Source organism: Actinoplanes auranticolor (assembly GCF_018332655.1).
Taxonomy (GTDB): domain Bacteria; phylum Actinomycetota; class Actinomycetes; order Mycobacteriales; family Micromonosporaceae; genus Actinoplanes; species Actinoplanes auranticolor.
On sequence record NZ_BOQL01000078.1, the window covers coordinates 48,053 to 70,798 of the forward strand.

General features: G+C 72.2%; 25 protein-coding genes. 13 read left to right on the forward strand and 12 right to left on the reverse strand.

Translation table 11 applies throughout. The features are described from left to right. Nucleotides 1-45: 45 nt before the first annotated feature. The 4 genes from Aau02nite_RS41360 to Aau02nite_RS41375 are packed head-to-tail and all read left to right on the forward strand — an operon-like array spanning nucleotide 46 to nucleotide 4,518. Nucleotides 46-786 (forward strand): ATP-binding protein, encoded by a 741-nt coding sequence (locus tag Aau02nite_RS41360; protein ID WP_212994134.1) that lies wholly within the window; start codon nucleotides 46-48, stop codon nucleotides 784-786. Further along, nucleotides 783-1,835 (forward strand): chemotaxis protein CheB, encoded by a 1,053-nt coding sequence (locus tag Aau02nite_RS41365; RefSeq protein WP_212994135.1) that lies wholly within the window; start codon nucleotides 783-785, stop codon nucleotides 1,833-1,835. The genes Aau02nite_RS41360 and Aau02nite_RS41365 overlap by 4 nt, the downstream gene beginning before the upstream one ends. 33 nt (nucleotides 1,836-1,868) lie before the next feature. Further along, complete coding sequence (locus Aau02nite_RS41370) at nucleotides 1,869-3,731, forward strand: CheR family methyltransferase (RefSeq protein ID WP_212994136.1); 1,863 nt, start codon at nucleotides 1,869-1,871, stop codon at nucleotides 3,729-3,731. A 58-nt stretch (nucleotides 3,732-3,789) separates the two neighbouring features. Beyond that, on the forward strand, nucleotides 3,790-4,518 hold the full coding sequence (locus Aau02nite_RS41375) for an ATP-binding protein (protein WP_212994137.1): 729 nt from the start codon (nucleotides 3,790-3,792) through the stop codon (nucleotides 4,516-4,518). 15 nt (nucleotides 4,519-4,533) lie between these two features. On the opposite strand, the gene Aau02nite_RS41380 is transcribed toward Aau02nite_RS41375, so the two are convergent. Next, nucleotides 4,534-5,679 carry a SigB/SigF/SigG family RNA polymerase sigma factor gene (locus Aau02nite_RS41380; RefSeq protein ID WP_212994138.1) on the reverse strand — a complete coding sequence of 382 codons (1,146 nt, stop codon included), beginning with the start codon at nucleotides 5,677-5,679 and terminating at the stop codon, nucleotides 4,534-4,536. 218 nt (nucleotides 5,680-5,897) lie between these two features. Beyond that, nucleotides 5,898-7,406, reverse strand: a complete 1,509-nt coding sequence (locus Aau02nite_RS41385) for a chromosomal replication initiator protein DnaA (RefSeq protein ID WP_212994139.1) — start codon at nucleotides 7,404-7,406, stop codon at nucleotides 5,898-5,900. A 1,111-nt stretch (nucleotides 7,407-8,517) separates the two neighbouring features. Between Aau02nite_RS41385 and Aau02nite_RS41390 the strand changes: the two genes are divergently transcribed. After that, nucleotides 8,518-8,772, forward strand: coding sequence for a CDGSH iron-sulfur domain-containing protein (locus Aau02nite_RS41390; protein WP_212994171.1), 255 nt, complete (start codon nucleotides 8,518-8,520; stop codon nucleotides 8,770-8,772). Between the two features lie 33 nt (nucleotides 8,773-8,805). Here Aau02nite_RS41390 and Aau02nite_RS41395 read toward each other — a convergent pair whose 3' ends face one another. Beyond that, nucleotides 8,806-9,765: an iron-containing redox enzyme family protein gene (locus Aau02nite_RS41395; protein ID WP_212994140.1), complete on the reverse strand. Its 960-nt coding sequence runs from the start codon at nucleotides 9,763-9,765 to the stop codon at nucleotides 8,806-8,808. A gap of 168 nt (nucleotides 9,766-9,933) precedes the next feature. Between Aau02nite_RS41395 and Aau02nite_RS41400 the strand changes: the two genes are divergently transcribed. From Aau02nite_RS41400 to Aau02nite_RS47050, 3 genes are all read left to right on the forward strand, one after another. After that, entirely contained in the window at nucleotides 9,934-10,473 is a 540-nt protein-coding gene (locus Aau02nite_RS41400) for a hypothetical protein (RefSeq protein WP_212994141.1), read from the forward strand. Nucleotides 10,474-10,531: 58 nt separating this feature from the next. Further along, nucleotides 10,532-10,975 carry an alpha/beta fold hydrolase gene (locus Aau02nite_RS47045; protein ID WP_246595833.1) on the forward strand — a complete coding sequence of 148 codons (444 nt, stop codon included), beginning with the start codon at nucleotides 10,532-10,534 and terminating at the stop codon, nucleotides 10,973-10,975. Nucleotides 10,976-11,062: 87 nt separating this feature from the next. Next, complete coding sequence (locus Aau02nite_RS47050) at nucleotides 11,063-11,377, forward strand: alpha/beta fold hydrolase (RefSeq protein WP_246595834.1); 315 nt, start codon at nucleotides 11,063-11,065, stop codon at nucleotides 11,375-11,377. Here Aau02nite_RS47050 and Aau02nite_RS47055 read toward each other — a convergent pair. Next, nucleotides 11,343-11,666: a DUF3817 domain-containing protein gene (locus Aau02nite_RS47055; protein ID WP_246595835.1), complete on the reverse strand. Its 324-nt coding sequence runs from the start codon at nucleotides 11,664-11,666 to the stop codon at nucleotides 11,343-11,345. The two genes, Aau02nite_RS47050 and Aau02nite_RS47055, sit on opposite strands and share 35 nt — an antisense overlap. Nucleotides 11,667-11,757: 91 nt before the next feature. On the opposite strand from Aau02nite_RS47055, the gene Aau02nite_RS41415 reads away from it, so the two are divergent. From Aau02nite_RS41415 to Aau02nite_RS41430, 4 genes are read left to right on the forward strand one after another with little or no spacing between them, the layout of a single operon-like run. Then, nucleotides 11,758-13,233 carry a glutamate-cysteine ligase family protein gene (locus Aau02nite_RS41415; protein ID WP_212994143.1) on the forward strand — a complete coding sequence of 492 codons (1,476 nt, stop codon included), beginning with the start codon at nucleotides 11,758-11,760 and terminating at the stop codon, nucleotides 13,231-13,233. Between the two features lie 39 nt (nucleotides 13,234-13,272). Next, the gene (locus Aau02nite_RS41420; protein WP_212994144.1) at nucleotides 13,273-13,803 is read left to right on the forward strand and encodes a PH domain-containing protein; all 531 of its coding nucleotides are present in this window, start codon (nucleotides 13,273-13,275) and stop codon (nucleotides 13,801-13,803) included. Further along, the gene (locus Aau02nite_RS41425; protein ID WP_212994145.1) at nucleotides 13,800-15,398 is read left to right on the forward strand and encodes a PH domain-containing protein; all 1,599 of its coding nucleotides are present in this window, start codon (nucleotides 13,800-13,802) and stop codon (nucleotides 15,396-15,398) included. Before Aau02nite_RS41420 ends, Aau02nite_RS41425 begins: the two co-directional genes overlap by 4 nt. Before the next feature lie 9 nt (nucleotides 15,399-15,407). Next, the gene (locus Aau02nite_RS41430; protein ID WP_212994146.1) at nucleotides 15,408-16,130 is read left to right on the forward strand and encodes a peptidylprolyl isomerase; all 723 of its coding nucleotides are present in this window, start codon (nucleotides 15,408-15,410) and stop codon (nucleotides 16,128-16,130) included. A gap of 54 nt (nucleotides 16,131-16,184) precedes the next feature. On the opposite strand, the gene Aau02nite_RS41435 is transcribed toward Aau02nite_RS41430, so the two are convergent. The 6 genes from Aau02nite_RS41435 to Aau02nite_RS47065 form a co-directional block, all read right to left on the reverse strand. Next, nucleotides 16,185-16,793, reverse strand: coding sequence for a ClpP family protease (locus Aau02nite_RS41435; RefSeq protein ID WP_212994147.1), 609 nt, complete (start codon nucleotides 16,791-16,793; stop codon nucleotides 16,185-16,187). Then, nucleotides 16,733-17,230: a helix-turn-helix domain-containing protein gene (locus Aau02nite_RS48155; protein WP_438841228.1), complete on the reverse strand. Its 498-nt coding sequence runs from the start codon at nucleotides 17,228-17,230 to the stop codon at nucleotides 16,733-16,735. Before Aau02nite_RS48155 ends, Aau02nite_RS41435 begins: the two co-directional genes overlap by 61 nt. A 246-nt stretch (nucleotides 17,231-17,476) precedes the next feature. Next, nucleotides 17,477-17,746 (reverse strand): LuxR C-terminal-related transcriptional regulator, encoded by a 270-nt coding sequence (locus tag Aau02nite_RS41445; RefSeq protein WP_281421174.1) that lies wholly within the window; start codon nucleotides 17,744-17,746, stop codon nucleotides 17,477-17,479. Between the two features lie 310 nt (nucleotides 17,747-18,056). Further along, nucleotides 18,057-18,512, reverse strand: coding sequence for a cobalamin biosynthesis protein (locus Aau02nite_RS41450; RefSeq protein ID WP_212994149.1), 456 nt, complete (start codon nucleotides 18,510-18,512; stop codon nucleotides 18,057-18,059). 96 nt (nucleotides 18,513-18,608) lie between these two features. Further along, entirely contained in the window at nucleotides 18,609-19,499 is an 891-nt protein-coding gene (locus tag Aau02nite_RS41455) for a class I SAM-dependent methyltransferase (RefSeq protein ID WP_212994150.1), read from the reverse strand. Continuing rightward, nucleotides 19,499-19,792: a hypothetical protein gene (locus tag Aau02nite_RS47065; protein ID WP_246595836.1), complete on the reverse strand. Its 294-nt coding sequence runs from the start codon at nucleotides 19,790-19,792 to the stop codon at nucleotides 19,499-19,501. Before Aau02nite_RS47065 ends, Aau02nite_RS41455 begins: the two co-directional genes overlap by 1 nt. Nucleotides 19,793-19,856: 64 nt before the next feature. Between Aau02nite_RS47065 and Aau02nite_RS41465 the strand changes: the two genes are divergently transcribed. Then, on the forward strand, nucleotides 19,857-20,501 hold the full coding sequence (locus Aau02nite_RS41465) for a TetR/AcrR family transcriptional regulator (RefSeq protein ID WP_246595837.1): 645 nt from the start codon (nucleotides 19,857-19,859) through the stop codon (nucleotides 20,499-20,501). 274 nt (nucleotides 20,502-20,775) lie between these two features. On the opposite strand, the gene Aau02nite_RS41470 is transcribed toward Aau02nite_RS41465, so the two are convergent. After that, entirely contained in the window at nucleotides 20,776-22,152 is a 1,377-nt protein-coding gene (locus Aau02nite_RS41470) for a cobyrinic acid a,c-diamide synthase CobB (protein ID WP_212994153.1), read from the reverse strand. Continuing rightward, complete coding sequence (gene cobO, locus Aau02nite_RS41475) at nucleotides 22,146-22,745, reverse strand: cob(I)yrinic acid a,c-diamide adenosyltransferase (protein ID WP_212994154.1); 600 nt, start codon at nucleotides 22,743-22,745, stop codon at nucleotides 22,146-22,148. The genes Aau02nite_RS41470 and cobO overlap by 7 nt, the downstream gene beginning before the upstream one ends. Between the last annotated feature and the right edge of the window lies 1 nt (nucleotide 22,746).

Sequence of the window (22,746 nt, forward strand, 5' to 3'; positions counted from 1 at the left end):
TCGCGAACGACGCGACGGACACGACGCGTCGGTAGAGGGGGGCGGATGACGAGCCAGCTGGTCTGCCGGCCGGAGCAGCACCTCCCGGTGGCGATCCTGCGGGTCAGCGGCGTGCTGGACGCGATGACCAAGGGCGCGCTGGAGCACGGGATCTCCCATGCGCTGTCGGCCCAGCCCGAGGCCCTGCTCCTCGACGTCGCCGCTCTCGAGATCCCCGATCCCGCCGCGCTGGACGTGCTGAGCACGGTGGTGTGCCGGACGGCCGACTGGCCGGCGGTACCCATCGTGCTCTGCGGCGCCGGGCCCGACACGGCCCGGACCATCGCCGCCTGGCCCGACTGCGCCGCGGTCAGCACCGCGGCCAACTGCGCCGACGCGCTGACCGACACCAAGGAAGAACCCGAGCCCCGGCGGATCCGGGTCCGGCTGCGGCCGGTCCCGGACGCCTGCCGGCAGGTACGCCAGCTGGTGACCCAGGCCTGCACCTCGTGGCACCGCCGCGAGCTCGCGGGCACCGCCGCGCTGGTCGCCACCGAGCTGGTCGCCAACGTGGTCCGGCACGCGCACACCACCATGGAGTTCACGGTCGGGCTGCGCGACGGGCGGGTGTGCCTGACCGTCCGTGACGGCAGCCGGACGCTCCCCCGGCCCAAGGCACCCGGGATCGGCGACGCCGGTGGCCGTGGCCTGCAACTCGTCCGGGAGCTGACCGACGCCTGGGGAGTCCTGCCGGTCTCCGACGGTAAGGTGGTGTGGACCCATCTGACGGCGGGAGCGGCAGCGTGACGGCCAGGCACCGGGACGTGATCGCAGTCGGCGCGTCCGCCGGCGGAGTCGAGTCCCTCCGCGCTCTGGTCGCCGGTCTGCCACCGGACCTCCCGGCCTCGGTCCTCGTGGTCCTGCACCTGCCCCGCGATGCGCCCAGCGCCCTGCCCTCGATCCTGGACCGCAGCGGCCCGCTGCCCGTGGCCGGGGTCTTCGAAGGTGAGCGCATCCGGCCCGGCCGCATCTACGTCGCGCCCATCGACCACCACCTGCTGCTGCTCGACGGGCACCTGCGGCTGTCTCACGGCCCGGCCGAGAACGGGCACCGCCCGGCCATCGACCCCCTGTTCCGCTCCGTCGCCCGCGCCGCCGGCCCGCGCGGCATCGGCGTCGTGCTCTCCGGTTCCCGCGACGACGGCGCGGCCGGCCTCACCAGCATCGTGGCGCGCGGCGGCCTGGCCGTGGTGCAGGATCCGGCCGAGGCGCTGTATTCGTCCATGCCGCTCGCCGCCCTCGCCCGGACTGCCACCGAGCACGTCGCACCCGCCGCCAAGCTCGGCGGCCTCCTCGCGGAGCTGACAGCCATGCCCCTGCCCGACGAGCCACGGCTGCCCGCCGATGAGCTGCTCGACAGCGAGGTGGCGATGTCCGACCTGGCCGCGGTCACGACCGACCGGTTCGCCCCGCCGGCCGGCTTCGGCTGTCCTGCCTGCGGCGGCGGGCTGTTCCAGATCGACGACGGACCGGTCCCGCGCTACCGGTGCCGGATAGGTCATGCCTGGTCGCCGGAGAGCCTGCTGGACGAGCAGGCCATCGCGCTCGAAGGTGCGCTGTGGATGGCGCTGCGGGCGCTGGAGGAGAAGTCCGAGCTGAGCCGGCGGATGGCCGCCAACGGAGCCCACCGGCGGGCCGGCACCGGGGCCCGCTTCGACAACATCGCCGCCGACGCCGACGCGGCCGGTGCCACGATCCGCCGGCTGATCGCGCGGCTCGGAGCGATGCCGGAACGCGGGCCCGACACGGCGGCACCGGGCGAACATCCGGACGAGTCGCCCTCCGACGTGCGGTAGCGTCGCCGCGCAACCATGTGACGGAAGGCGACCATGATCCCCACCGACCCGGACTTCGAGGCGCTGCTGGTCCACCTCAAGGAGTCCCGGGGTTTCGACTTCACCGGCTACAAGCGGTCCAGTCTGATGCGCCGGGTGGACCGCCGCATGGCGCAGGTCGGCATCAGCGGCTACCAGGACTACGCCGACCACCTGCAGGTCCATCCGGACGAGTTCACGGACCTGTTCAACACCATCCTGATCAACGTCACCGGCTTCTTCCGCGATCCGGAGGCCTGGGAATACCTGCGCGCCGAGATGCTCGAGCCGCTGGTGACGGCCCGGGCGCCGGAAGCGCCGATCCGGATCTGGTCGGCCGGCTGCGCCTCCGGCGAGGAGGCGTACACGCTGGCGATCGTGCTGGCCGAGACGATCGGCATCGATGCCCTCCGCGAGCGGGTCAAGATCTACGCCACCGACGTGGACGAGGAGCAGCTCGCCGAGGCCCGGCAGGCGACCTATGGCGAGCAGGCGCTGCAGGCGGTCCCGCCCGAGCTGAGGCCGAAGTACTTCGAACGGGCCGGCGACCGCTTCACCTTCCGCAAGGACCTGCGGCGCTCGGTCATCTTCGGGCGCAACGACCTGGTCCAGGACGCGCCGATCTCCCGCATCGACCTGCTGGCCTGCCGCAACACCCTGATGTACTTCAACGCCGAGACGCAGACCAAGATCCTTTCGCGCTTCCACTTCGCCCTCGCCGACGGCGGCATCCTGATGCTGGGCAAGGCCGAGATGCTGCTCAGCCACGGCAGCATCTTCACCCCGGTGGACCTCAAGCGCCGGATCTTCCGCCGCGTGCCCCGCGCTCTTCACCAGAACGCCGTCTTCGGCGAGCAGCTGCCGGCCACCGCGAACCATGTTCTCGGTCTCGACCAGCTGCGCATCGAGGCCTTCGCCGCCAGCCCGGTGGCTCAGCTCGGGCTCACCGCCGACGGCCTGGTGGCACTGGCCAACAACCGGCTGGACCGTCTCTTCGGGGTGTCGTCGCGGGACATCGGCCGGCCGTTCCGCGACCTCGACCTGTCGTACCGGCCGGTGGAACTGCGCCGCTACACCGAGCAGGCCCAGGTCGAGCGCCGCACGCTGCGGGTCTCCGACGTCGAGTACGTGCGCAACGGCGAGATGATCCACCTCGAGGTCCAGATCAGCCCGCTGACGGCGGCCGACGGCAGCCTGCTCGGGGTCAACATCGTCTTCAACGACGTCACCGCGGCGCGGCGCCTGCAGGACGACCTGGAGCAGGCGCATCAGCAGCTCGAGGCCGCCTACGAGGAGCTGCAGTCCACCAACGAGGAACTGGAGACCACCAACGAGGAGCTCCAGTCGACGGTCGAGGAGCTGGAGACCACGAACGAGGAGCTGCAGTCCACCAACGAGGAACTGGAGACGATGAACGAGGAGCTCCAGTCCACCAACGAGGAGCTGCAGAACATCAACGACCAGCTGCGGGTCAGCACCACGCAGCTCGACGACGCGAACGCGTTCCTGGAGACCGTGCTGGCCAGCCTGCGCGCCGGGGTCGCCGTCGTCGACAGCGAGCTGCGGATCCGGGTGTGGAACCGGCGGGCGGAGGACCTCTGGGGGCTGCGCTCGCACGAGGTGGTCGGCAAGCACTTCCTCAATCTGGACATCGGGCTGCCGTTCGAGCAGCTCCGGCCGCTGCTGCGCGGAGTGCTCGGCGCTCAGGGCGTCCCGGCGGAGCTCTCGGTCGAGGCGATCAACCGGCGGGGCCGGCCGGTCACCGTACGGGTGGCCGCGACCCCGCTCGCAACCGCGGATGCCGGACCGGACGACCACGGCGCCATCATCGTGATGGAGGCGGACGCGATGCTCGGCGTAACGGCCGACACCGTTTGAGACTGGATGCATCGGGTATCCAGCGTCACCCGGGACCGAAATCGGGAGGTCGGTAGCAGTGTCTGTCGACTGCACCGTGAGCGACGACGGGCGCCGCCTGATCGCGGAGCTGTCCGGCGCCCTCGGCCTCGGCGACGTCGCCGACCTGCGGGTGAAGCTGCTCAAATGCCTGGCCGAGCAGCCCGAGGCGCTGCTGATCGACCTGTCCGCCCTGACGCTGACGGACCCGCTGGCCCTGCACGTCTTCGTCGCCGTGCGCCGGCAGGCCGCCCGCTGGCCCGGCATCCCGTTCCTGCTGTGCGCCGCCGAGCCCTACACCGGCAACCTGCTGCGCGGCGCGGCATACCGGACCGTGCCCCGCTTCCCCACCCTCCAGGCGGCCCGCGAGCACGCCGGGCTGGAACGGCACACGCTGTCCGTGCTCAGCGACGAGCTGCTGCCGATCTCGGGCGCGGCCCGGCAGGCCCGCAACGTGGCCACCGACGCGTGCTTGCGCTGGGACCTGCCCGACCTGCTGGCCCCGGCCAGCCTGGTGGCCAGTGAGCTGGTCAGCAACGTGGTCGATCACGCGCACACGATGATGACGCTGCGGGTGACCCTGCGGCCGCGGTTCCTGCACATCGCGGTCCGCGACGGCGTCGCAGGCGAGCCGCTCCGGCGGGTCAACGAGGGCGCCGCCTCGATGCGGGGGCGGGGGTTGCTGCTCGTGGAGGCCACCGCGCACTCGTGGGGCTGGCTGCCGACCGACAACGGCAAGGTCGTCTGGGCGTCGCTGCAGGTCAGCTGACGCCCCGCGCCCGATTCAGTGGCGGTCGGTGGCGAGCAGGTTGTGCAGGCCGGAGACGGCGAGGATGCGCGACACGTAGGGCTGGGCGCCGGTCAAGGACAGCGGGACCTCGGCCACCGCGGCCGCGGATGCGGCGTCGACCAGGGCCGCCACGCCGGCGGCGTCCACGAGGGGCACGGCGGTCAGGTCGACCACCAGCCGGTCGGCGCCGACGGTGGCGACGGCGTGGCGCAGGCCCGTCCGCAGCCGGCCGGCCGTGTCGCGGTCGACCTCGCCGCGGATCCGCATTGCCAGGACACCGTCCTCGCGGGTGACGGTGATCTGCATGCCGTGGCCGTCGGACGGCGCGCTCGCCCCTTCCCAGCGGGGCAGCGTGTCGCTGAGCATGGCCTCGCGCAGCCAGCCCAGCGCCCGGCTGAGCAGCCGCGACACGTGCATCTGCGAGATGCCCAGCTCGGCCGCGATCTCCGCCTGGGTGCGGTTGCCGTAGAAGCGCATCGCCAGCATCTGGCGCTCGCGGGCCGGAAGCCGCAACAGCAGCCCGGCCACGGTGATCTTGTCGTCGACCGCCTCCAGCTCGGCGTCCATCCCGCCGATCAGGTCACCGAACTCCGCCGCGCCGTCCACCCCGGCCGGCGCGTTCAGCGAGGCCGGCGAATAGCCGGCGGAGGACTCCAGCGCGTCCAGCACCGCGGACTCCGACAACCGCAGGTGTGCGGCGAGCTCAGCCGGAGTGGGCCGGCGGGACAGCTCGGTGGTCAGCACCATCGTGGCGTGCCCGACCTCCAGGCTCAGGTCCTGGACCCGGCGGGGCACGTGCACACCCCAGGTCCGGTCACGGAAGTGCCGCTTGATCTCACCGGAGATCGTGATGACCGCGTACGCCGTGAAGGAGCCCCGCTGCGGGTCGTACCGGTCGACGGCCTTGATCAGGCCGAGCCGCGCCACCTGCTCGAGGTCTTCGAGAGCCTCGCCGCGGCCGCGGTAGCGGCGGGCCATCCGGCCGGCGAACGGCAGGCAGAGCGCGACGAACTCCTCCCGCAACTGCTCGCGGGTGGCGGCGTCGGCCGACTCGAGACGCTCCGCATAGCCGGTGGCGGCCAGATCCAGGTCTTCGAGCACGCGCTCACCGGACAGCTGCACGTAGTCAGGCGAAGACATGCATCCTCCTAGATCACGCATCACTGGGCGATCTCGACACGCGAAACGCTGATTGTGACCCCGGGCGCGCGAAGGCCCGATGCCGGTCCGAGCCGATCATGAGACCCCCAGGACCGACTCCTCCGGCCACGGTACTGCCCGACCCGATTCATGCCGAAACACAATCCACCGATAGGAGTTGCTGATTGTCCACCCGATCATGCCCAGGTCGTCCGTGATCAGCCGTTGTGGTGTCCCCCGGGCTGGTCCGCGGCCGGATCGGGCCGGGCGGGCGCGTCCGGGCGGCGCGGGAGGCCACTCGGCGCGTCCTCGGGCGCCGCGCTCGCCGGAGCCTCGGCCGCCGCGGCGGGCCAGGCGGCCGGAGCCTGCGGAGCGGCACCCCGCGCGGGCAGTCCCGAGGGTGTGTCAGGGGGTGCGGGAGGGCGGTTGAGCTGCCCCATCTGCGGGGGCTCCAGGGGTGGGCGGGTGGTGCGGGCGGCCGGTTCCGGGCGGCTCAGGCCCGACGGGCTGCCGGGCTGGGGGGTGGCTTCCTGGGCGCTCGGGTGCGGTGGCTGGGTCGGCGCGGCGCCCAGCGGGGCCGGGCCGGCGGTCTGGGCCGGCGCCGGTCCCTGGGGCGTGGATCGATGCGGCTGCGGAGCTCCGGGGGCCTGAGGGCCGTTCGCCTGATCCCGGGGGGCGGCGGGCGGCTGGGCGGGGGTCGCCGTCGGGGCTGCGGGGTCGAAGGGGCGGTTGAGCTGGCCCATCTGCGGGGGTTCCAGTGGGGGGCGGTTGGACTGGCGGGGCTGGGCTGCGGGGTAGGACGGCCTGGCCGGGGCGGCTGGCTGGCCGCTCGGCGGATGGGGGCCGGACTGCTGGTCGCCGGGCCGGGCCGGGCCCGGCTGCTGGACCCCGAGCCCGCCCAGACCCGGCTGCTGGACGCCCGGCCCGCCTGGACCGGACTGCTGGCCACTTGACCCGCCCGGGCCCGGCTGCTGGACACCCGGCCCGCCTGGACCGGACTGCTGGCCGCTCGGTGGGACCGTGCCGGGCTGGTGGGCAGCCGGCGCGCTCAGGCCGGGCTGCTGGTTGGTCGGCTGGGTCTGGCCTGCCGGCGGGGCTCCCCACTGCTGGCCCGGCCCGGCCGGGTGGGGCTGCTGGGCGACGGCGGGGTTGGCCGGTTGGTGCGGACCGCCGGGCTCATTGAGGCTGCCCTGGAGAGGAGTTCCTACCGGGGCGCTCTGCTGGCCGGCGGCCGGGTTGGCTGGGCCGTCCGACGAGGCGGCGGGCCGGGTGCGGTCGTCGTCGCGGGTGAAAGGCGATGAGGTGCTGGTGGCGGGGTTGTGGTGCGGGGCGGGGTGGTTGGTCGGGCCGGGCTGGGGTGCCTCGGTGGGGCGGCCGGTCTGGTTCTGGTGCGAGGAGGCGTCCAGGTCTCCGCTCCATCCCGCGGCGGGCTGGGGGGTCGAGTCCGGCCGCGGGGAGCTGCTGGTGCCGGGCTGGTGCCGGGCCGTGCCGTTGGCGTTGCTCGGCGGGGTGGCCGGATCGGGCGTGCGGGCCGACGAAGTGAAGCGGGGTGCGTCCAGTGGGCGGTTCTGCTGGACGAACAGCGGTGGCCCCAGCAGCAGAGGGTCCACGTCCGGGGCCGCGCGGGCCGGCTCGGGTGTCTGGCCGGCCGCAGCGGGTCGTGCGGGGCCGGCCTGTCCGGCATCTTGCTCGGCGGGCGTGGAGAGGCCGCCTTCCGTGCGCCTCATCCCCGGCTGGTTCACGTCCGGGCGGCCTGCTGGTGGAAGGCCGGCAGGGAGCTGCCCCGCGTCCTGGGAGTTCTCGCTCAGCCGGGCGGCATCCGGAACACCAGCGTCCGGGCCGCTCAGGTCGGGACCGCCTGCGTCCGGGCCACCCGCGTCCGGGCGACCGGGCGTGAGGCCGCCGGGATCGGCATCGCGGTCGAGCGACGGTCGAGCAGCTTGCGCATGGCTGAAGAAGGACTGCGCGGATGAAGCTTGGCCGAACGGTGCTCGACCAGCAGACGGTTGACCCGCGGAAGGGTCCGTCGAGAAGGACTGCGTCTGCGAGAGATCAGCTGAGGGCTCGGCCGGCGAAGGCGGGCCGAACGCTTCCGGCCCGGGTGGGACAAGTCCGGGCGGCGTCATACCGGGCGAGTCCGGTCCGGATGGCGGCGGCGTCGGCGTGACCGGTCCGGCACCAGGCGAGCGGGGCTCCACCGGACCCGGCGTAGCGGAGGCCGACGCGACGCCGATCGCCGGGCCCATCGCGGGACCGCCCGGCTGCGGGCTCATCGGCTCGCGCGGCACGTCGAACACCGGCGGCGTCACCGGCTGGGGGCCTGAGCGGTGAGCCGGCTCCGGAAGCGGCTCCGTCGGCGCGGTGAAGGCCATCGGCGGGTGCGCCACCCCGACCGCGGGGGCCGGCTGCTCGGCGTCCCCCCTCAAACCCAGCGGTGATGCTCCTCGGCCCTGCTCTCGTGCCGCTTCCACCAGGCCGGACGATTCCGCGAGGCCCGCCGCCGCCACGACCTCCGCGGCGGCGCGGCCGGCCGTGCAGGGCAGGGGTTCGCCGCAGACCGGGCAGACGGTCATGCCCTCGTGGGGGCCCAGGCCGCCCGCGTGGGTCTGCACCATCTCCCACGCCGTCCGCGCGAGCACACTGTCTGGATTCACGTACTTCATGCCGATCAGCGCCATGCCGTCCCACCCCCGTGATTCGCCCGCGACAGGCGTTCGGTTCCAAGTTCACCGTGTCCTGGACCGCGCCGTGACCGTTTCGGCCAATCGGTAGACGGACGGCGGACACCCCCGTGGCGTGCGGTGTTTCGTGGCGGCGCCGCCGGGCATGTCCACCGCCATGAGCGGATCGGTGGACGATGGCGGCGCGACCGTGATCCCGTACGAGGACGGGCCCCTGCTGCTGCGGGGCAATTTCACGCTCCGCACCCCCGACGGCGACGTCATCGATCCCGGCCGGGGCACCGTCGCGCTCTGCCGTTGCGGCAAGTCCGCGATCAAGCCGTTCTGCGACGGCACGCACAAGGCCATCGGCTTCCGGGCCGGCGTGGGCCGCGAGAGCGCCGCCCCCCGCAGCACCGCCGACGACGCCTGACCGCTCACGCCCTCGGGAGCGGCCGGCGCCGGGTCATCCGCGCAGGGAGGTCTCCCCCGCCGACCAGCGGCCGAGGACGTACTCCGCCCACTTCTCCTCCAGCATGAGCACGCACCGGGCCCCGAAGAGCACGTCGCCCGCCGACTCCGGCTCGGCCTTGCAGAACGAGCCGCACATGTCGTACGCGGCGATCTGCTCGTGCACCGCGTCGGCCTCCACGTGCTCGTCGTAGAAACGGGTCCCGTCCGCGTCGCCGCCCAGCCGGCGCAGGCCGTTGCCGTACGCGCGGTTCGGGCCGGTCGAGGTCATCTCGTACGCGGCCAGGTGGCCCAGCAGCGCCCCGCGCCACCGGCGGTGCAGGCCGAACAGCGACATGAGGTTGTTGTTGGCCAGGGTCACCGCCGGGACCACGTCGACGTAGGCCCCGTACTCGGTGTCCAGGCCGAGCGCGGTCATCGTGCTGCGGAACATCTCCTGGTGCATGCGGTCGGCGACGCCGCCGCCGTACTCGTCGATCTGGATCTCGATGAGCGCGGCCTTGGCCTTGCCGCCCAGCCGGGGGATCGCGAAGGTGTGCGGGTCGGCCTCTCGCAGGTGGTAGATCGAGCGGTGCGTGGCGAACTCCTTGAACTGCTCCAGGGTCGCCCGGCCGCGCAGGTAGCCCGACAGCGACGGGCCACTGTTGTCGGAGGTCAGGGCGATGAGCGTGCGGGGCACGTCGTCGGCGGGCGCCGGGTCGCCGACGAGCTCGCGCAGGTCGGCCTCGAAGCGGGCCTCCAGGCGCGCGCGCAGCGCCAGCAGCCCGGGATGCCATTCCCACTGGTCGTCGACGCCGTCCCAGCCGCGGTAGTGCAGCTCGTAGAGCACGAACAGCGTCAGGTGCAGGTCCTCGTGGCTGACGTCGCCCGGGTCGAGCGTGAAGTCGTACGGCGAGCGCGCGAGGGCGTCGATGACAGCGGCCGAGAGCGGTCCGCGGGCAGAGGGCATCTTCATGCAGCACGTCCTAATGGGCAAGCGGGATTGAGGGATGCCCGATAGGACCGGCACCAAACGAGAGATCAGCAACCGGTGACGCGTGATCAGCAATTCACTCACTGTGTTGAACAGGTAGCTCTCCGTACGATCGAGGGAAATGCATCTCCCATCCTTGGAGATATCCCCATGGACGACACCGAGCTCTACCGCGAGCGGATCCTCCGGCACGCCGGTCCCGTCATCACCGGCCGGTTCCTCGGGTTCCGGCCCTCCTACACCCGCGAGGTCAAGGTCGGGCAGCCGCTGCTGGTCGCCGTGTTCGTCGCGGCCACCATCACCCAGGCGCTCGGCGCGCTGATCCTGGCCCTGCTGCGCAGCGGCGGCGGAGGCGCGCGGCGCAAGTTCAAGGACCTCAAGAAGGGCCCGGAGTACCTGGTCACCCCGGTACGGCTCCGCGACGACCTGGGTCAGACGTACGAGGTGGAGATGCACGGGCAGCTGCCGCAGTCGGCGTTGCACCGCGGTGACCTCGTGCAGTTGCGCACCCGGGCGCAGAAGGACCCGGATCTGCCGGTGAAGCTGGAACAGGTCCTGAACCTGACCACGATGCAGCCGCTGACCCCGCGGATCCCCACGCTCTGGTCGCACTTCGGTCCCGGGCTGCTGATCCAGGCCGTGCTGGGGCTGGTGCTGACCGCCGTGCTCGTGGCGGCCTGGCTCAGCTGAGCCGCGAGCAGGCCACCGCGATGAGTGGTTCCGCCGGGGCGGGGGTAACGGCTCGGACATGTTCGACGGCTTCACCCTGGACCGGATCGATGTCGGGACGGCGACCCTGCGGGTGCGCCACGGCGGCAGCGGCCCGCCGATCGTCCTGCTGCACGGGCATCCGCGTACGCATGTCACCTGGCAGCACGTCGCGCCCGCGCTGGCCGCGGAGCACACCGTGGTCTGCCCGGACCTGCGCGGCTACGGCCGGTCGTCCAAGCCGCCGGCGGGCGACGACTTCTCCGGGTACGGCAAACGGGCCATGGCCGGCGACATCGTGGCGCTGATGGCGCGGCTGGGACACGAGCGCTTCGCCGTGGCCGGGCACGACCGGGGCTGTTACGTGGCCATGCGGCTCGCCCTGGACCATCCTTCGGCGGTGAGCCACCTGGCGGTGCTCGACGGCGTACCCATCGGCGAAGCCCTCGCCCGGGCCGACGCCCGTTTCGCCGCCCGGTGGTAGCACTGGTTCTTCCTGGGCCAGACGGCGAAGCCGGCGGAACGGGTCATCAACGCCGACCCGCACGCCTGGTACGGGCTCGGCGACGCCGTGCCGCCGGAGGAACGCGAGGCGATCTACGACCCGGCGACCGTGCACGCGATGTGCTGCGACTACCGCGCCGGGCTGCGCGGGGACCGCGCCGCCGACGACGCGGACCGGGCCGCCGGCCGGCGGATCGCCTGCCCGGCGCTGTTCGCCTGGTCGACCCGCGACGACATGGTGGAGCTGTACGGCGATCCGCTGGCGATCTGGCGGGAGTGGGCCGACGACGTGCAGGGGGTGCCGATCGAGAGTGGCCACCACATGGCCGAGGAGAACCCTCAGGCGCTCACGACTGCGTTGCGGGCTCTGCTGCGGCGGTGAGGAGCCCCCGGGAACGGGCCCAGCGCTCGAAGGCCACGGTGGCGAACGGCGGGATCGAGCAGGCCAGCGCGACCAGCGTCACCCACCACTTCCAACGGGCCACCCGGGCCTGCACCACGGTGACGGCCAGGTACGCCATGAAGAGCGCGCCGTGGATCGGCCCGGCGATCTGCACGCCGATCTCGTTGCCCACGACGACGTACTTGAAGAACATCCCGATCAGCAGCGCTGCCCAGCTGCACGCCTCCGCGATTGCCACGGCGACGAAAAGGGCAGGTATGCGACGCACGCGGAAACCTCCGGAGTGGTACGACGCGTTCTTCTGATGCGCCGATGGGTTGTCCACGGGATCATAGATGCTGGCAGAGGGGCGGTGCGCGGTGGGCGAAGAGGTCGACCAGAGGACATTCACCCGCGAGGACAGATCGCAGTACCGGCAGAAGATCAGGCGCAGTCTCGACGTCTTCGCGGGCATGCTGCGCGACTCGCGCTTCGATTTCGAACGGCCGCTGACCGGCATGGAGGTCGAGCTCAACCTGGTCGACGACAACGCCGACCCGGCGATGCGCAACGCCGAGGTGCTGCGCGCGATCGCCGACCCGGACTTCCAGACCGAGCTGGGCCAGTTCAACGTCGAGATCAACGTGGCGCCCCGGCGGCTGGCCGGTGACGAGAACGCCGACCTGGAACGCGAGCTGCGGGCCAGCCTCAACAACGCGGAGCAGCACGCCCGCAGCGTCGGCGCGCACATGGTGATGATCGGCATCCTGCCGACGCTGCGCAAGGAACACATGACCGCCGACTCCCTGTCGGCGAACCCGCGCTACAAGCTGCTCAACGAGCAGATCTTCGCGGCCCGCGGCGAGGACCTCGACATCCGCATCGACGGCATCGACCGGCTGGCCGTCACCACGGACACCATCGCGCCCGAGGCGGCCTGCACCAGCACCCAGTTCCACCTGCAGGTGAGCCCGGACCAGTTCGCGGCGTACTGGAACGCGGCCCAGGTGATCTCCGGCATCCAGGTGGCGCTGGGCGCGAACTCGCCACTGCTGTTCGGCCGTGAGCTGTGGCGCGAGACCCGGATCCCGCTGTTCGAGCAGGCCACCGACACCCGCTCGGAGGAGATCCGGGCCCAGGGCGTACGCCCGCGGGTGTGGTTCGGCGAACGCTGGATCACCTCGGTCTTCGACCTGTTCGAGGAGAACGTCCGCTACTTCCCGGCCCTGCTGCCGATCTGCGACGAGGACGACCCGGAGCAGATCCTGGAGAGCGGCGACACCCCGGAGCTCAGCGAGCTGCGCTTGCACAACGGCACGGTGTACAGATGGAACCGGCCGATCTACGCGGTGGTCAAGGGCCGCCCGCACCTGCGGGTGGAGAACCGGGTGCTGCCGGCCGGCCCGACGGTCGTCGACACGGTGGCCAACGGCGCGTTCTACTACGGCCTGGTCCGGATGCTGGCCGAGGCCGAGCGTCCGATCTGGACCCAGATGTCGTTCAGCGCCGCGGAGGAGAACTTCCACTCCTGCGCCCGGCACGGCATCGCGGCGTCGGTGTTCTGGCCCGGGCTGGGCTACGTGCCGGTGTCCGAGCTGGTGCTGCGCCGGCTGCTGCCGCTGGCCAAGGAGGGCCTGGACAAGTGGGGCGTGTCGGCCGGTGAGCGGGACAGGCTGCTGGGGATCATCGAACAGCGCTGCCTGACCGGGCGCAACGGGGCGACCTGGCAGGTGGAGACGCTGCACTCCCTGGAGGGTGAGGGGCTGGACCGGCAGGCGGCCCTGCACGAGATGCTGCGCCGCTACCTGCCGCCGATGCACGAGAACATCCCCGTCCACGAGTGGCCGGTGTCCTGACGCGACGGCCCGGTTGGCGGCGTCGGTCACCATGGCCACATGGCCGAGCTCTCACCCCCACGTCCGCCGCCGGTCCAGGCCGGGCGGCTCAGCCTCCGGCCACCCAGCCGGCGGCTGAGCCGGCGGTTCATCCTCTGGCGGACCCTGCAGACCCTGTGCTGGGCGATCGGCGTGCTCGGCACCCTGGGGGCGGTCTACGGCCTGGTGGAGGCCACCCGCCCCTGGCTCGGCCCCGTCCTGCTCGTCGCCGGGCCGCTCTACGCCGTGCACCTGGCGGCCATCCCGACCCTGCGGTACCTGGTCCACCGCTGGGAGACCACCGACGACGCGGTGTACGCGCTCAGCGGCGGGCTCACCCGGAAGTGGCAGATCGTGCCGATCTCCCGGATCCAGAGCATCGACACCAGCATCGGGCCGATCCAGCGGTATCTGCGGCTCGCCACCGTTACGGTCACGACAGCCTCGGCCGAGGGCAGCATCACGATCGAGGGCCTGGACGTGCGGGAGGCGGAGGAGGCCACCGACCGGCTGCGTGAGCTCGCCGCGGCCACCCGGGGCGACGCCACATGAGGGAGCCCGCCGACGCCGGGCAACCCTGGCGGCGGCTCAGCGTCCGCGTCGTCCACCTCGACGTGATCCGGGTGGTGATCTCGCTGGCCACCGGCTACGCCGGCACCGTCGTCCGCGACGACCCGGTGTGGCCGCTGATCGCCGGCGCCGGGTTCGGGCTCGTCGGAGCTCTGCTCGACCTGAACCGCTGGCGGACCACCCGGTACCGGATCACGGCGGAGCGGGTGGAGATGCGCAGCGGCTGGCTGGCGCGCAAGCACAAGACCGTCGCCCGGGACCGCATCCGCAGCGTCGACAGCTCCGCCCGGTTGCTGCAGCGGCTGCTCGGCCTGCGATCGGTCCACATCGGCTCGGGTGAGTCCGGGTCCTCCTTCGCGCTCGACGCCCTCGACCACCAGCACGCCACCCGGCTCGAGCGGGAACTCATGCCGGGCCGGGCGACGGAACCGACAGCGGACGCGGCACCATCGCCCGAGCCCGATCCGGAGACCGTCATCGCCCGCCTGCGAGCCGGATGGGTGCCGTGGAACATCGTCACGGTGTGGTCGGTGTTCGCCGTCGCGGGCCCCCTCATCGGTCTGCACTTCGCGCTGCGCCCGTTCGGCGTCGACCTGATCGACCTCGGTGGCCGGTTGCTGAACTGGGAATCGCGCGCGGTGGTCTGGAACGTGATCCTGGTGCTGCTGATCGCGTACCCGTTGGGCATCGCCGCGACGGCGGGCGCATTCCTGCTGGAGAACTGGAAGTTCCAGCTGGTCCGCAAGGGCACGCCGCCGGACACCGCACTGGTGACGCGCCGCGGACTGCTGAACACTCGGACCGTGCAACACGCCGACGAACGGCTCCGCGGCATCGCGTTCGAGGAGCCGCTGGTGTGGCGCTGGCTGCGCCTCACCGGCACCAAGGTGATCTCGACCGGGCTGCGGCAGAGCGGGGAGTCGACGACCAGCGGCATCCTGCCGCGGATCCGGCTCGCCGAGGCTCGCGAGCTGGCCGCCCGGATCCTGCCGGACGGCAGCCGCCCGCTGGAGAGCCCGCTGCACCGGCATCCCCGGGGCGCACTCGTACGGCGGCTCGGCTGGGCGGTGTACTACCCGCTGATCCTGTCCGGGGCGCTGCTGCTGTTCGGCCTCAGCGACGCGATACCGGACCGGGTGTGGCCGCTGCCCCTGACGCTGGTGCTGCTGACAGTCCCGGTTGCCGTGGTGGCGTACCGGTCGCTCGGACACGGGCTCGCCGGGGACTACCTCGTCGTCCGCGGCGGCGTGCCGAAGCGTCGCACGGTGGCGTTGCAGCGGCGCGCGGTCATCGGCTGGACGCTGGAACAGTCCATCTTCCAGCGCTGGGGCGGCCGGATGTCGGCCGGCGTCGCGACGGCCGCCGGCGACCGCTACTACACGGCGCCGGACGCGAGCGTCGAGCAGGCCCTCGCCCTCATCTCCGAGGCGACACCGGAGCTCGCGAGGGGCTTCATCGACGATCAGCAACCCGCCCATCTCCTCGGGGACGGCGTGGTCGAGATCGAGGTCGAGGTCGAGGACGCCGTCGCTGGAGCGGGTGTGTCCCGCCTTGACGGATCCAAGACGATCGATTAGACCAAGGGGATGAAGCGACGTCTGGCGTTCGTCCTGGTCTCGGTGTTCGCGGCCAGTGTGGTCGGTGCCGCCCCCGCCGCCGCGCACGGCACCGATCCGGCCGCGCCCACCAAGGGCCCGTGTGCGTACACGCCCACGCCGGACGATCCCGCCGCGCGGCCGGTGCCGCTGCCCCGCGATCCGCGGCACACGCCGGACCGCGGGACGGTCGACGTGCTGCTGCGGACCAACCTCGGGCCAATCCCGCTGGAGCTGGACCGGGCGCAGGCGCCGTGCACGGTGCAGAGCTTCGTGCACCTGGTCCGGCACCGGTTCTACGACCGGACCATCTGTCACCGGCTGACGACGTACCCGACGCTGCTGGTCCTGCAATGCGGCGACCCGAGCGGAACCGGATCCGGTGGTCCCGGCTACCGGTACGGCGACGAACTGCCCACCGGTCTACCGCCCGCGCCGACCGACCCGACCGGCGAGCGCAAGGTGTACGCCCGCGGCGTGCTGGCCATGGCCAACGCCGGCCCGGACACCAACGGCAGCCAGTTCTTCCTGGTCTACGGGAACTCGGCGCTGCGGCCGAACTACACCATCTTCGGCAGCGTGGAGCGGCCCGGGCTGCGCACGCTGGACCGGGTTGCCGCTGGCGGGGTGACGCCGACGGCTGAGGATCCGGCTCCGCTCGATGGGCCGCCTGCGCGGCGCACCGAGATCCGTAAGGCTACGGTGCGCCGCTGAGTTCGGCGGGCTCGCTGGTCACTGCGGTTCCGCTGAGGTGGGCGCCCACGCCGATCACCGTGGCCTGGCGCTCGCTGCGGCGCCCTGGCCGATCACGGCGGCCTCGCTGATCACTTCGTCGATCAGGCCGTAGGCCACGGCTTGCTCGGCGGTGAACCAGCGGTCACGGTCGGAGTCGGCCTCGATCTCGGCCAGGGTCCGGCCGCTGTGGCGGGCGATCAGCTCCTGGACCTTGTGCTTGACGTAGTGCATGTTCTCGGCCTGGATGGTGATGTCCGCGACCGTGCCGCCGAAGCCGCCCGACGGCTGATGCATCATGATCCGCGCGTGCGGCAACGCGAAACGCTTGCCGGCAGTGCCCGCGGTCAGCAGGAACTGGCCCATCGACCCGGCCATGCCCATGGCGATGGTGGCCACGTCGTTCGTGATGAAACGCATGGTGTCGTAGATCGCCAGCCCGGCACTGACCGAACCACCCGGCGAATTGATGTAGAGGTGAATGTCACGGCGCGGATCAGCGGCGGCGAGCAGAAGCAACTGGCCGCACACCATGTTCGCGCTCGCGTCGGTGACCTCGGTGCCGAGGAAGACGATGCGTTCGGCTAGAAGGGCGTCGTAGAGCTGGGCACCGAAGGGAGCCTGGTCGGTCTGCATACGACCCATCCTGCGGCGCGGCCCGGGGCTCGGCGACGATCTCTGCCCTGGGCAGATCTGCCTTGGGCAGAGCCGCAGGTCACCAGCATTCCGGAGGCGGTTGCGTGGATCCTCGGAGCGGTTGTGTGGGTCCTCGGAGTGCTCGTTCGCATTCTCGGGGCGCGCACCGGAGAGGTGAGCGGGCTGGTGCGCAGCAGCTCGGCGCGGACCTGCTCGAGCAGGTCGGTGAGCGGCAGGCCGAGGGCGGCGCAGATGCTGGAGAGGATCTCGGAGGAGGCCTCCTTGCGGCCACGCTCGATCTCCGACAGGTACGGCAGCGAGACCCCAGCGGCGTCCGCGACGTCCTGCAAGGTACGGCCCTGCTGGTGGCGCAGGCGCCGCAGCACAGTGCCGATGGCTGACCGCAGGAGCGACATCGCACCCCTCCCCTCGTGGCGAGTCCCCATTCTAGGACCCGCACCGGTCCGTAGTGATGTCCGCGGACATCGAGTCGTCTTGCCGCCCGGCCGCCTGCGGCTGTGTCCCGGGGTTCAGCGCGCTTCCTTCCGGCGTCCCCCGCGACCCGCTTCGCAACTGGCCCTTGCCTCGACCTCGATCGGTGAGTTGGCTCGCTGGCTTCGTAACCCACCAGCTCCCTCTGTGACCCACCAGTTCCCTCTGGGGCTCGTCGGTTCCGTCTGTGGCGTCGTGGCCTAGATCCATCCTTGCTCCCATGCGTGATGGGCGGCGGCATGCCGCGTCGCCGCCCCCACCTTGGCCATCGCCGTGGACAAGTAGTTGCGCACCGTCCCGGGCGCCGGGTGCACCGCCGCGGCGATGTCCGCGATCGGGGCGCCGCTGCGCACGACGCGCAGGATGTCGAGCTCGCGGGTGGTCAACGGGCACTCGTCCTCGGTGAGCGCCGTCGCCATGGCGCAGTTGCAGACGGCAGCGGGTTCGCCGGCCTGCTGTGCCGGGTGCAACCGCTTTCCAGCACGGAGTTGGCGGTAATGGCCCAGCGCATCTTCAAGGTCATCACGTGGAGGTCGCCGGGCAGCAGCAACCGGTCATCGAGCGCATCGCGCTGGTCGGCGGCACCGGAGACCGGGTGACAGAGATGGCTGCAGCGGAGACGCCGGGCGCTCAGGACTGGCTGACCGGCGAGATCCACCTACGCATCGAGGGCGAGGACGGCCACCCTAGGTACGCCGACGTCCGAGCCCTCACGGCCGGCACGACGACAACCCTCGGCCAGCGACCAGCTCGTGCTGCGCACCCAGCTCACCTACTGGTTCACCGAGCGGCACGCTCTGACGCCACTCCTGCTCGACGAGCCGCAGTGGTGACGGTGAGCGCGTCGCCCAGGCTGCCCCGGGCGACCGCCACGGTGGCTCGGGGGAATGCCGTCTTCGGCAGCACGAGTACGGCGTCGGGACCGGCCGCCAGCAACGCGGCGGCCTCCGCGACGCTCGGAGTGCCGGTCGCCGCAGCCACGAGTCCGGACGCGTGCGGCACGTCGACCGCGGCCAACTCGGCGGCGGTGAAGCCGATGACCTCCCAGCCGTGTCGCTGCGCAGCGGCTCGGACGCCGGCCTCGGCGGCGCGCCGGTCCAGCGTGGCGAGGGCGGCGATCGCGTCGGGCTCCAGGCCTGCTTGCCGCAGCGCAACGTCAACCGCCGCGTTCAGCTCCTCCCCGGGTACGCCGGCGCGCGCCCCGAGGCCGAGCACGAAGCGGCCCGTCTTACTCACCTCAGGACCGTACGCCACGGTCTTCTCGTCCTTGGAGGAGCCTTCGCCCGGCGGCTACGGCTCGCATCCGCAGCCAGCGGAACATCGGCAGGCGGGTCAGCCGCCCAGCTCCGCAGTCAGCAGCCAGATCCCGGCCGGGAAGCGGTAGCCGACTCCGGGAGTCCGGAAGCGTTCGAGAAGCCGCACCGCACCGGATCTGGCCGACGCCTGCGCTTGCGATGTGGCCTCCCGATAGGCGGCACCGGCCGGGCCGATCTCGATCAACCACCCGGCGACCAGGTCCGGCTCATCCGGCGGTTCCAACGTGACGTCCCACGGTTCGATCACCACAGCGCCGATGCCGGCGGCCGTCAGGATGCGCCTGATCCGTGCCGGGTCCGCGAACGCGAACGGCCCCGGCTCATCGCCCAGCGGCAACGGTGGCAGAGCACCCACGTGTGGCGCGGCACCGAGCACAGCAGCCGGCAGCCACGGCACACTCGCCGCGTCGCGGAAGACACTCGCGGCGAGCCGGCCGCCGGGACGCAGCGACCGTGCGATCGCGGTGAGGCCCGCGATCGGGTCGGCCAGCACCATCAGCGTCATCCGGGAGTACACCGCGTCGAACGGCGCTCCCGGCACGGCAGCCATCGTCTCGATGTCTCCGGCCACGAACTCCGGCCGCGAAAGTCGCTTCCCGGCACCGGCCACGAACTGCGGCTGCTGGGAGAACCGCTGCCCGGCCGCGGCCACCATCGCCTCGGACAGGTCCACACCAACAGCTACGCCAGTGGGACCGACCGCCGTCGCGAGCTCGGCCGTCGTACCGCCGCAGCCGCAACCGACGTCCAGGATTCGTTCGCCGGGCATTGCGCGCAGCCGGTCGATCGCCGCCGCGCCCAGTGGGCGGCCGAAGTCGTCCTGCCGCTCGGCGTGCCGGATCCAGCCCGGTGCTGCCTGCTCCCAGAAGGCCGCGTTGCGGGCTCGCAGCTCGGCTGCGCGGGCCATCAGAACGGCATCTCGGCGCCGTCGACGCTCAGCGAGCTGAACGAGGCAGCCTTCGTGGGGTCGAAGCCGTCCTCCTGGGCGGCGAGCCCCGCCGCGCGGACCAGGCGCTGGGACTGGAACGCGCGGAACGCCGCCTCGTCCGCCCAGATGTTGATGATGCGCCAGCCGGCCTCGCTCGGTCCGGCCACGTGGGCCAGCAGGCCCGGCGGCCGGTCCGGACCCAGGTGCTTCTCCACCTGGCGGTACTCCGCTTCGCTGACTCCCGGCATCTCCTGCACCACACCGAACGGCATCGCGTACGCCCTCTCATCGTTGAATAGAGTGAAGCTCTATCGAATAGATTATTACACTGAACCGGTGACCGGCGGCAGGGCTTATACGTCAACTCGGCGACAGGAACAGGCGAGGCAGACACGGCGGGCCATCCTGGACGCGGCAGCCAAGCTGTTCGTGGACCCCGGCTATGCGGCGACCCGGCTCACCTCCGTGGCGGCCGAAGCCGGGGTCGCCGTCCAGACCCTGTACGCGGTGTTCGGCAGCAAGCGGCAGCTGCTTTCCGAACTCGTCGACGTCACGATCGCCGGGGACGACGCGCCGGTGGCGCTGCCCGACCGCGCGTTCGTCGCCGAGATTCGCGCGCTCGCCGGGGCGCGGGCCCGGCTCGCCCGCTTCGCCCGTCATCTGGCCGAGACCCACGAACGCCAGGCGCAGGTGATGCTGGCTCTGGCCGGAGCCGCCACCGCGGACGCGGACGCGGCAGCGGTGTGGCGCAAGAACCTCGAGGACCGCCAGCGTGGCATGACCATGTTCGCCGCGGACCTGGCAGCCACCGGCGAGCTCAGGAACGACCTGCATCCGGACAAGGTCGCCGACGTGCTGTGGCTGGCCCAGGACGTCCGCAACTACGACCGGCTGGTCCGGGAACGCGGCTGGACGAGCGAGGAGTTCCAACGGTGGTACGTCGACACCGTCGCCGGCGCCATCCTCGAGACGCCGCACTGACGCCACCGCATTCACGACGCCGCCGCATTCACGACCGTGGACGGCGTCGACGTGACGTTCTTCGGCGGCGGCACCCATCCGGCGCGGCTCGAAGGAGTGCGACCCGCCAGCCGGCGTCCCGGTGGACGGCCGTTGTCGGGACGGCCGGGATCTGCTGCACCGATATGCGCACGCACGCAGGCACGCATGTGCATGCCCGTGCCAGGGCGCGGGCCCGCACCCTCAGCGAAGAAGGCGAAACTGCCGAATCCCGGCTGCACCCCAGCTCAGCGGCTCACAACACCCCGACCGGGCTCACCGCAGCCGCCTGCGCCACCACCCGCCGCGCGATCGCCGGCGCCGCAGCCCAGTGCAGATGCAGATACGAAGCATGCAGATTCGCCGTCGCGAACCCCTCCGGATCAGCCCCCCGCCAAGCCCAGGCCGCTCCCCCGGCCGGCTCCAGCAACAGCCCCGACCGCGGATGCACCATCGTCCGGTGGAACTCATGCCCGGTGATCCGCGACCCGGCCGGGAACAACGGGCTGTCCGTGAGCGCAACCGCGTCGCGGTACCCCAGCGTCAGCGTCGGCGTCATCGAAGCCTCAGCGTCGAGCACCCCGCACATCGGCGCACCGTCCAGAGTCCGGCACAGCCACAGCAGACCGGCGCATTCCGCGGCGATCGGCATGCCTACCGCCGCCAGGGACGCCACTGCCACGCGCAGGGGCTCGTTCGCGGACAGTTCCGCTGCGTACACCTCGGGGAAGCCGCCGCCGACGACCAGCGCGCGGGTGCCCTCCGGCAACGCCTCGTCGCGCAGCGGGTCGACTGTCACGACCTCTGCGCCCGCGCCGGCCAGGAGTTCGGCCGTTTCCGCGTACGCGAAAGTGAAGGCCGGTCCGCCCGCGATGGCGACCACCGGACGGCCCGGCACCGGGTCCGCGGCCTCCGGGGTCCAGGGCGTCGCCGGCAGCGGCGGTGCGGTGCGAGCCACCGCGAGCACCGCGTCGAGGTCGACCGAGGCCGTGACCAGCGACGCGAGGGCGGCGACCGAGGTGGTGGCCTCGGTGCGGCGTTCCGCCGCGGGCACCAGGCCGAGGTGGCGGGACGGGGCCGCGACGGCGTCCGCCCGGCGCATCGCGCCCAGCACCGGCGTGCCCACCTCTTCGCACGCCTCGCGCAGGATCGACTCGTGCCGGTCCGAGCCGACCCGGTTCAGGATCACTCCGGCCAGGCGGACGTTGCCGAAGCTGCGGAAGCCGTGCACCAGCGCGGCGACCGAACGGCCCTGCGCGGCGGCGTCGACGACCAGGATGACCGGCGCGTCGAGCAGGCCCGCGACGTGCGCGGTCGAGCCGGTGTCGCCCGCACCGGTACGCCCGTCGTAGAGGCCCATCACTCCCTCGACGATCGCCAGGTCGGTGCCGGCCGAGCCGTGCGCGAACAGCGGTCCGATCAGTTCCTCGCCGACCATCACCGGGTCGAGGTTGCGGCCCGGCCGGCCCGCCGCGAGCGCGTGGTAGCCGGGGTCGATGTAGTCCGGGCCGACCTTGAACGGGGCGACGCTCATGCCCCGCGCGGCGAACGCGGCGAGCAGCCCGGTGGCCACCGTGGTCTTGCCGTGCCCGGAGGCGGGCGCGGCGATGACCACCCGCGGGATGCTCACCATTCGATGCCCTGCTGTCCCTTGCGGCCGGCGTCCATCGGATGCTTGACCTTCGTCATCTCGGTGACCAGGTCGGCCGCGGCGAGCAGGTCCGGGTGCGCGTCGCGGCCGGTGATCACCACGTGCTGGGTGCCGGGCCGGTCGGCCAGGGTAGCGACGACGTCCGCGACGTCGACCCAGCCCCACTTCATCGGGTACGTGAACTCGTCGAGCACGTAGAACTTGTGGGTCTCGGCGGCCAGGTCCCGCTTGATCTGCGCCCAGCCCTCAGCCGCCTCGGCAGCGTGGTCGCGCTCGGTGCCGGCCCGCTGGATCCAGGACCAGCCCTCGCCCATCTTGTGCCAGGCTACGCCCGGACCACCGGCCTGTCCGAGGGCCTTGAGCGCGGCTTCCTCGCCGACCCGCCACTTCTCCGACTTCACGAACTGGAAGACCCCGATGGGCCAGCCCGCACTCCACGCCCGCAACGCCATCCCGAACGCGGCGGTCGACTTGCCCTTGCCGTGTCCGGTGTGGACGGCGAGCACGGCCTGCCGACGCCGCTGCCGGGTCGTGAGCCCGTCCTGCGGCACGGTGGTGACCTGTCCCTGCGGCATC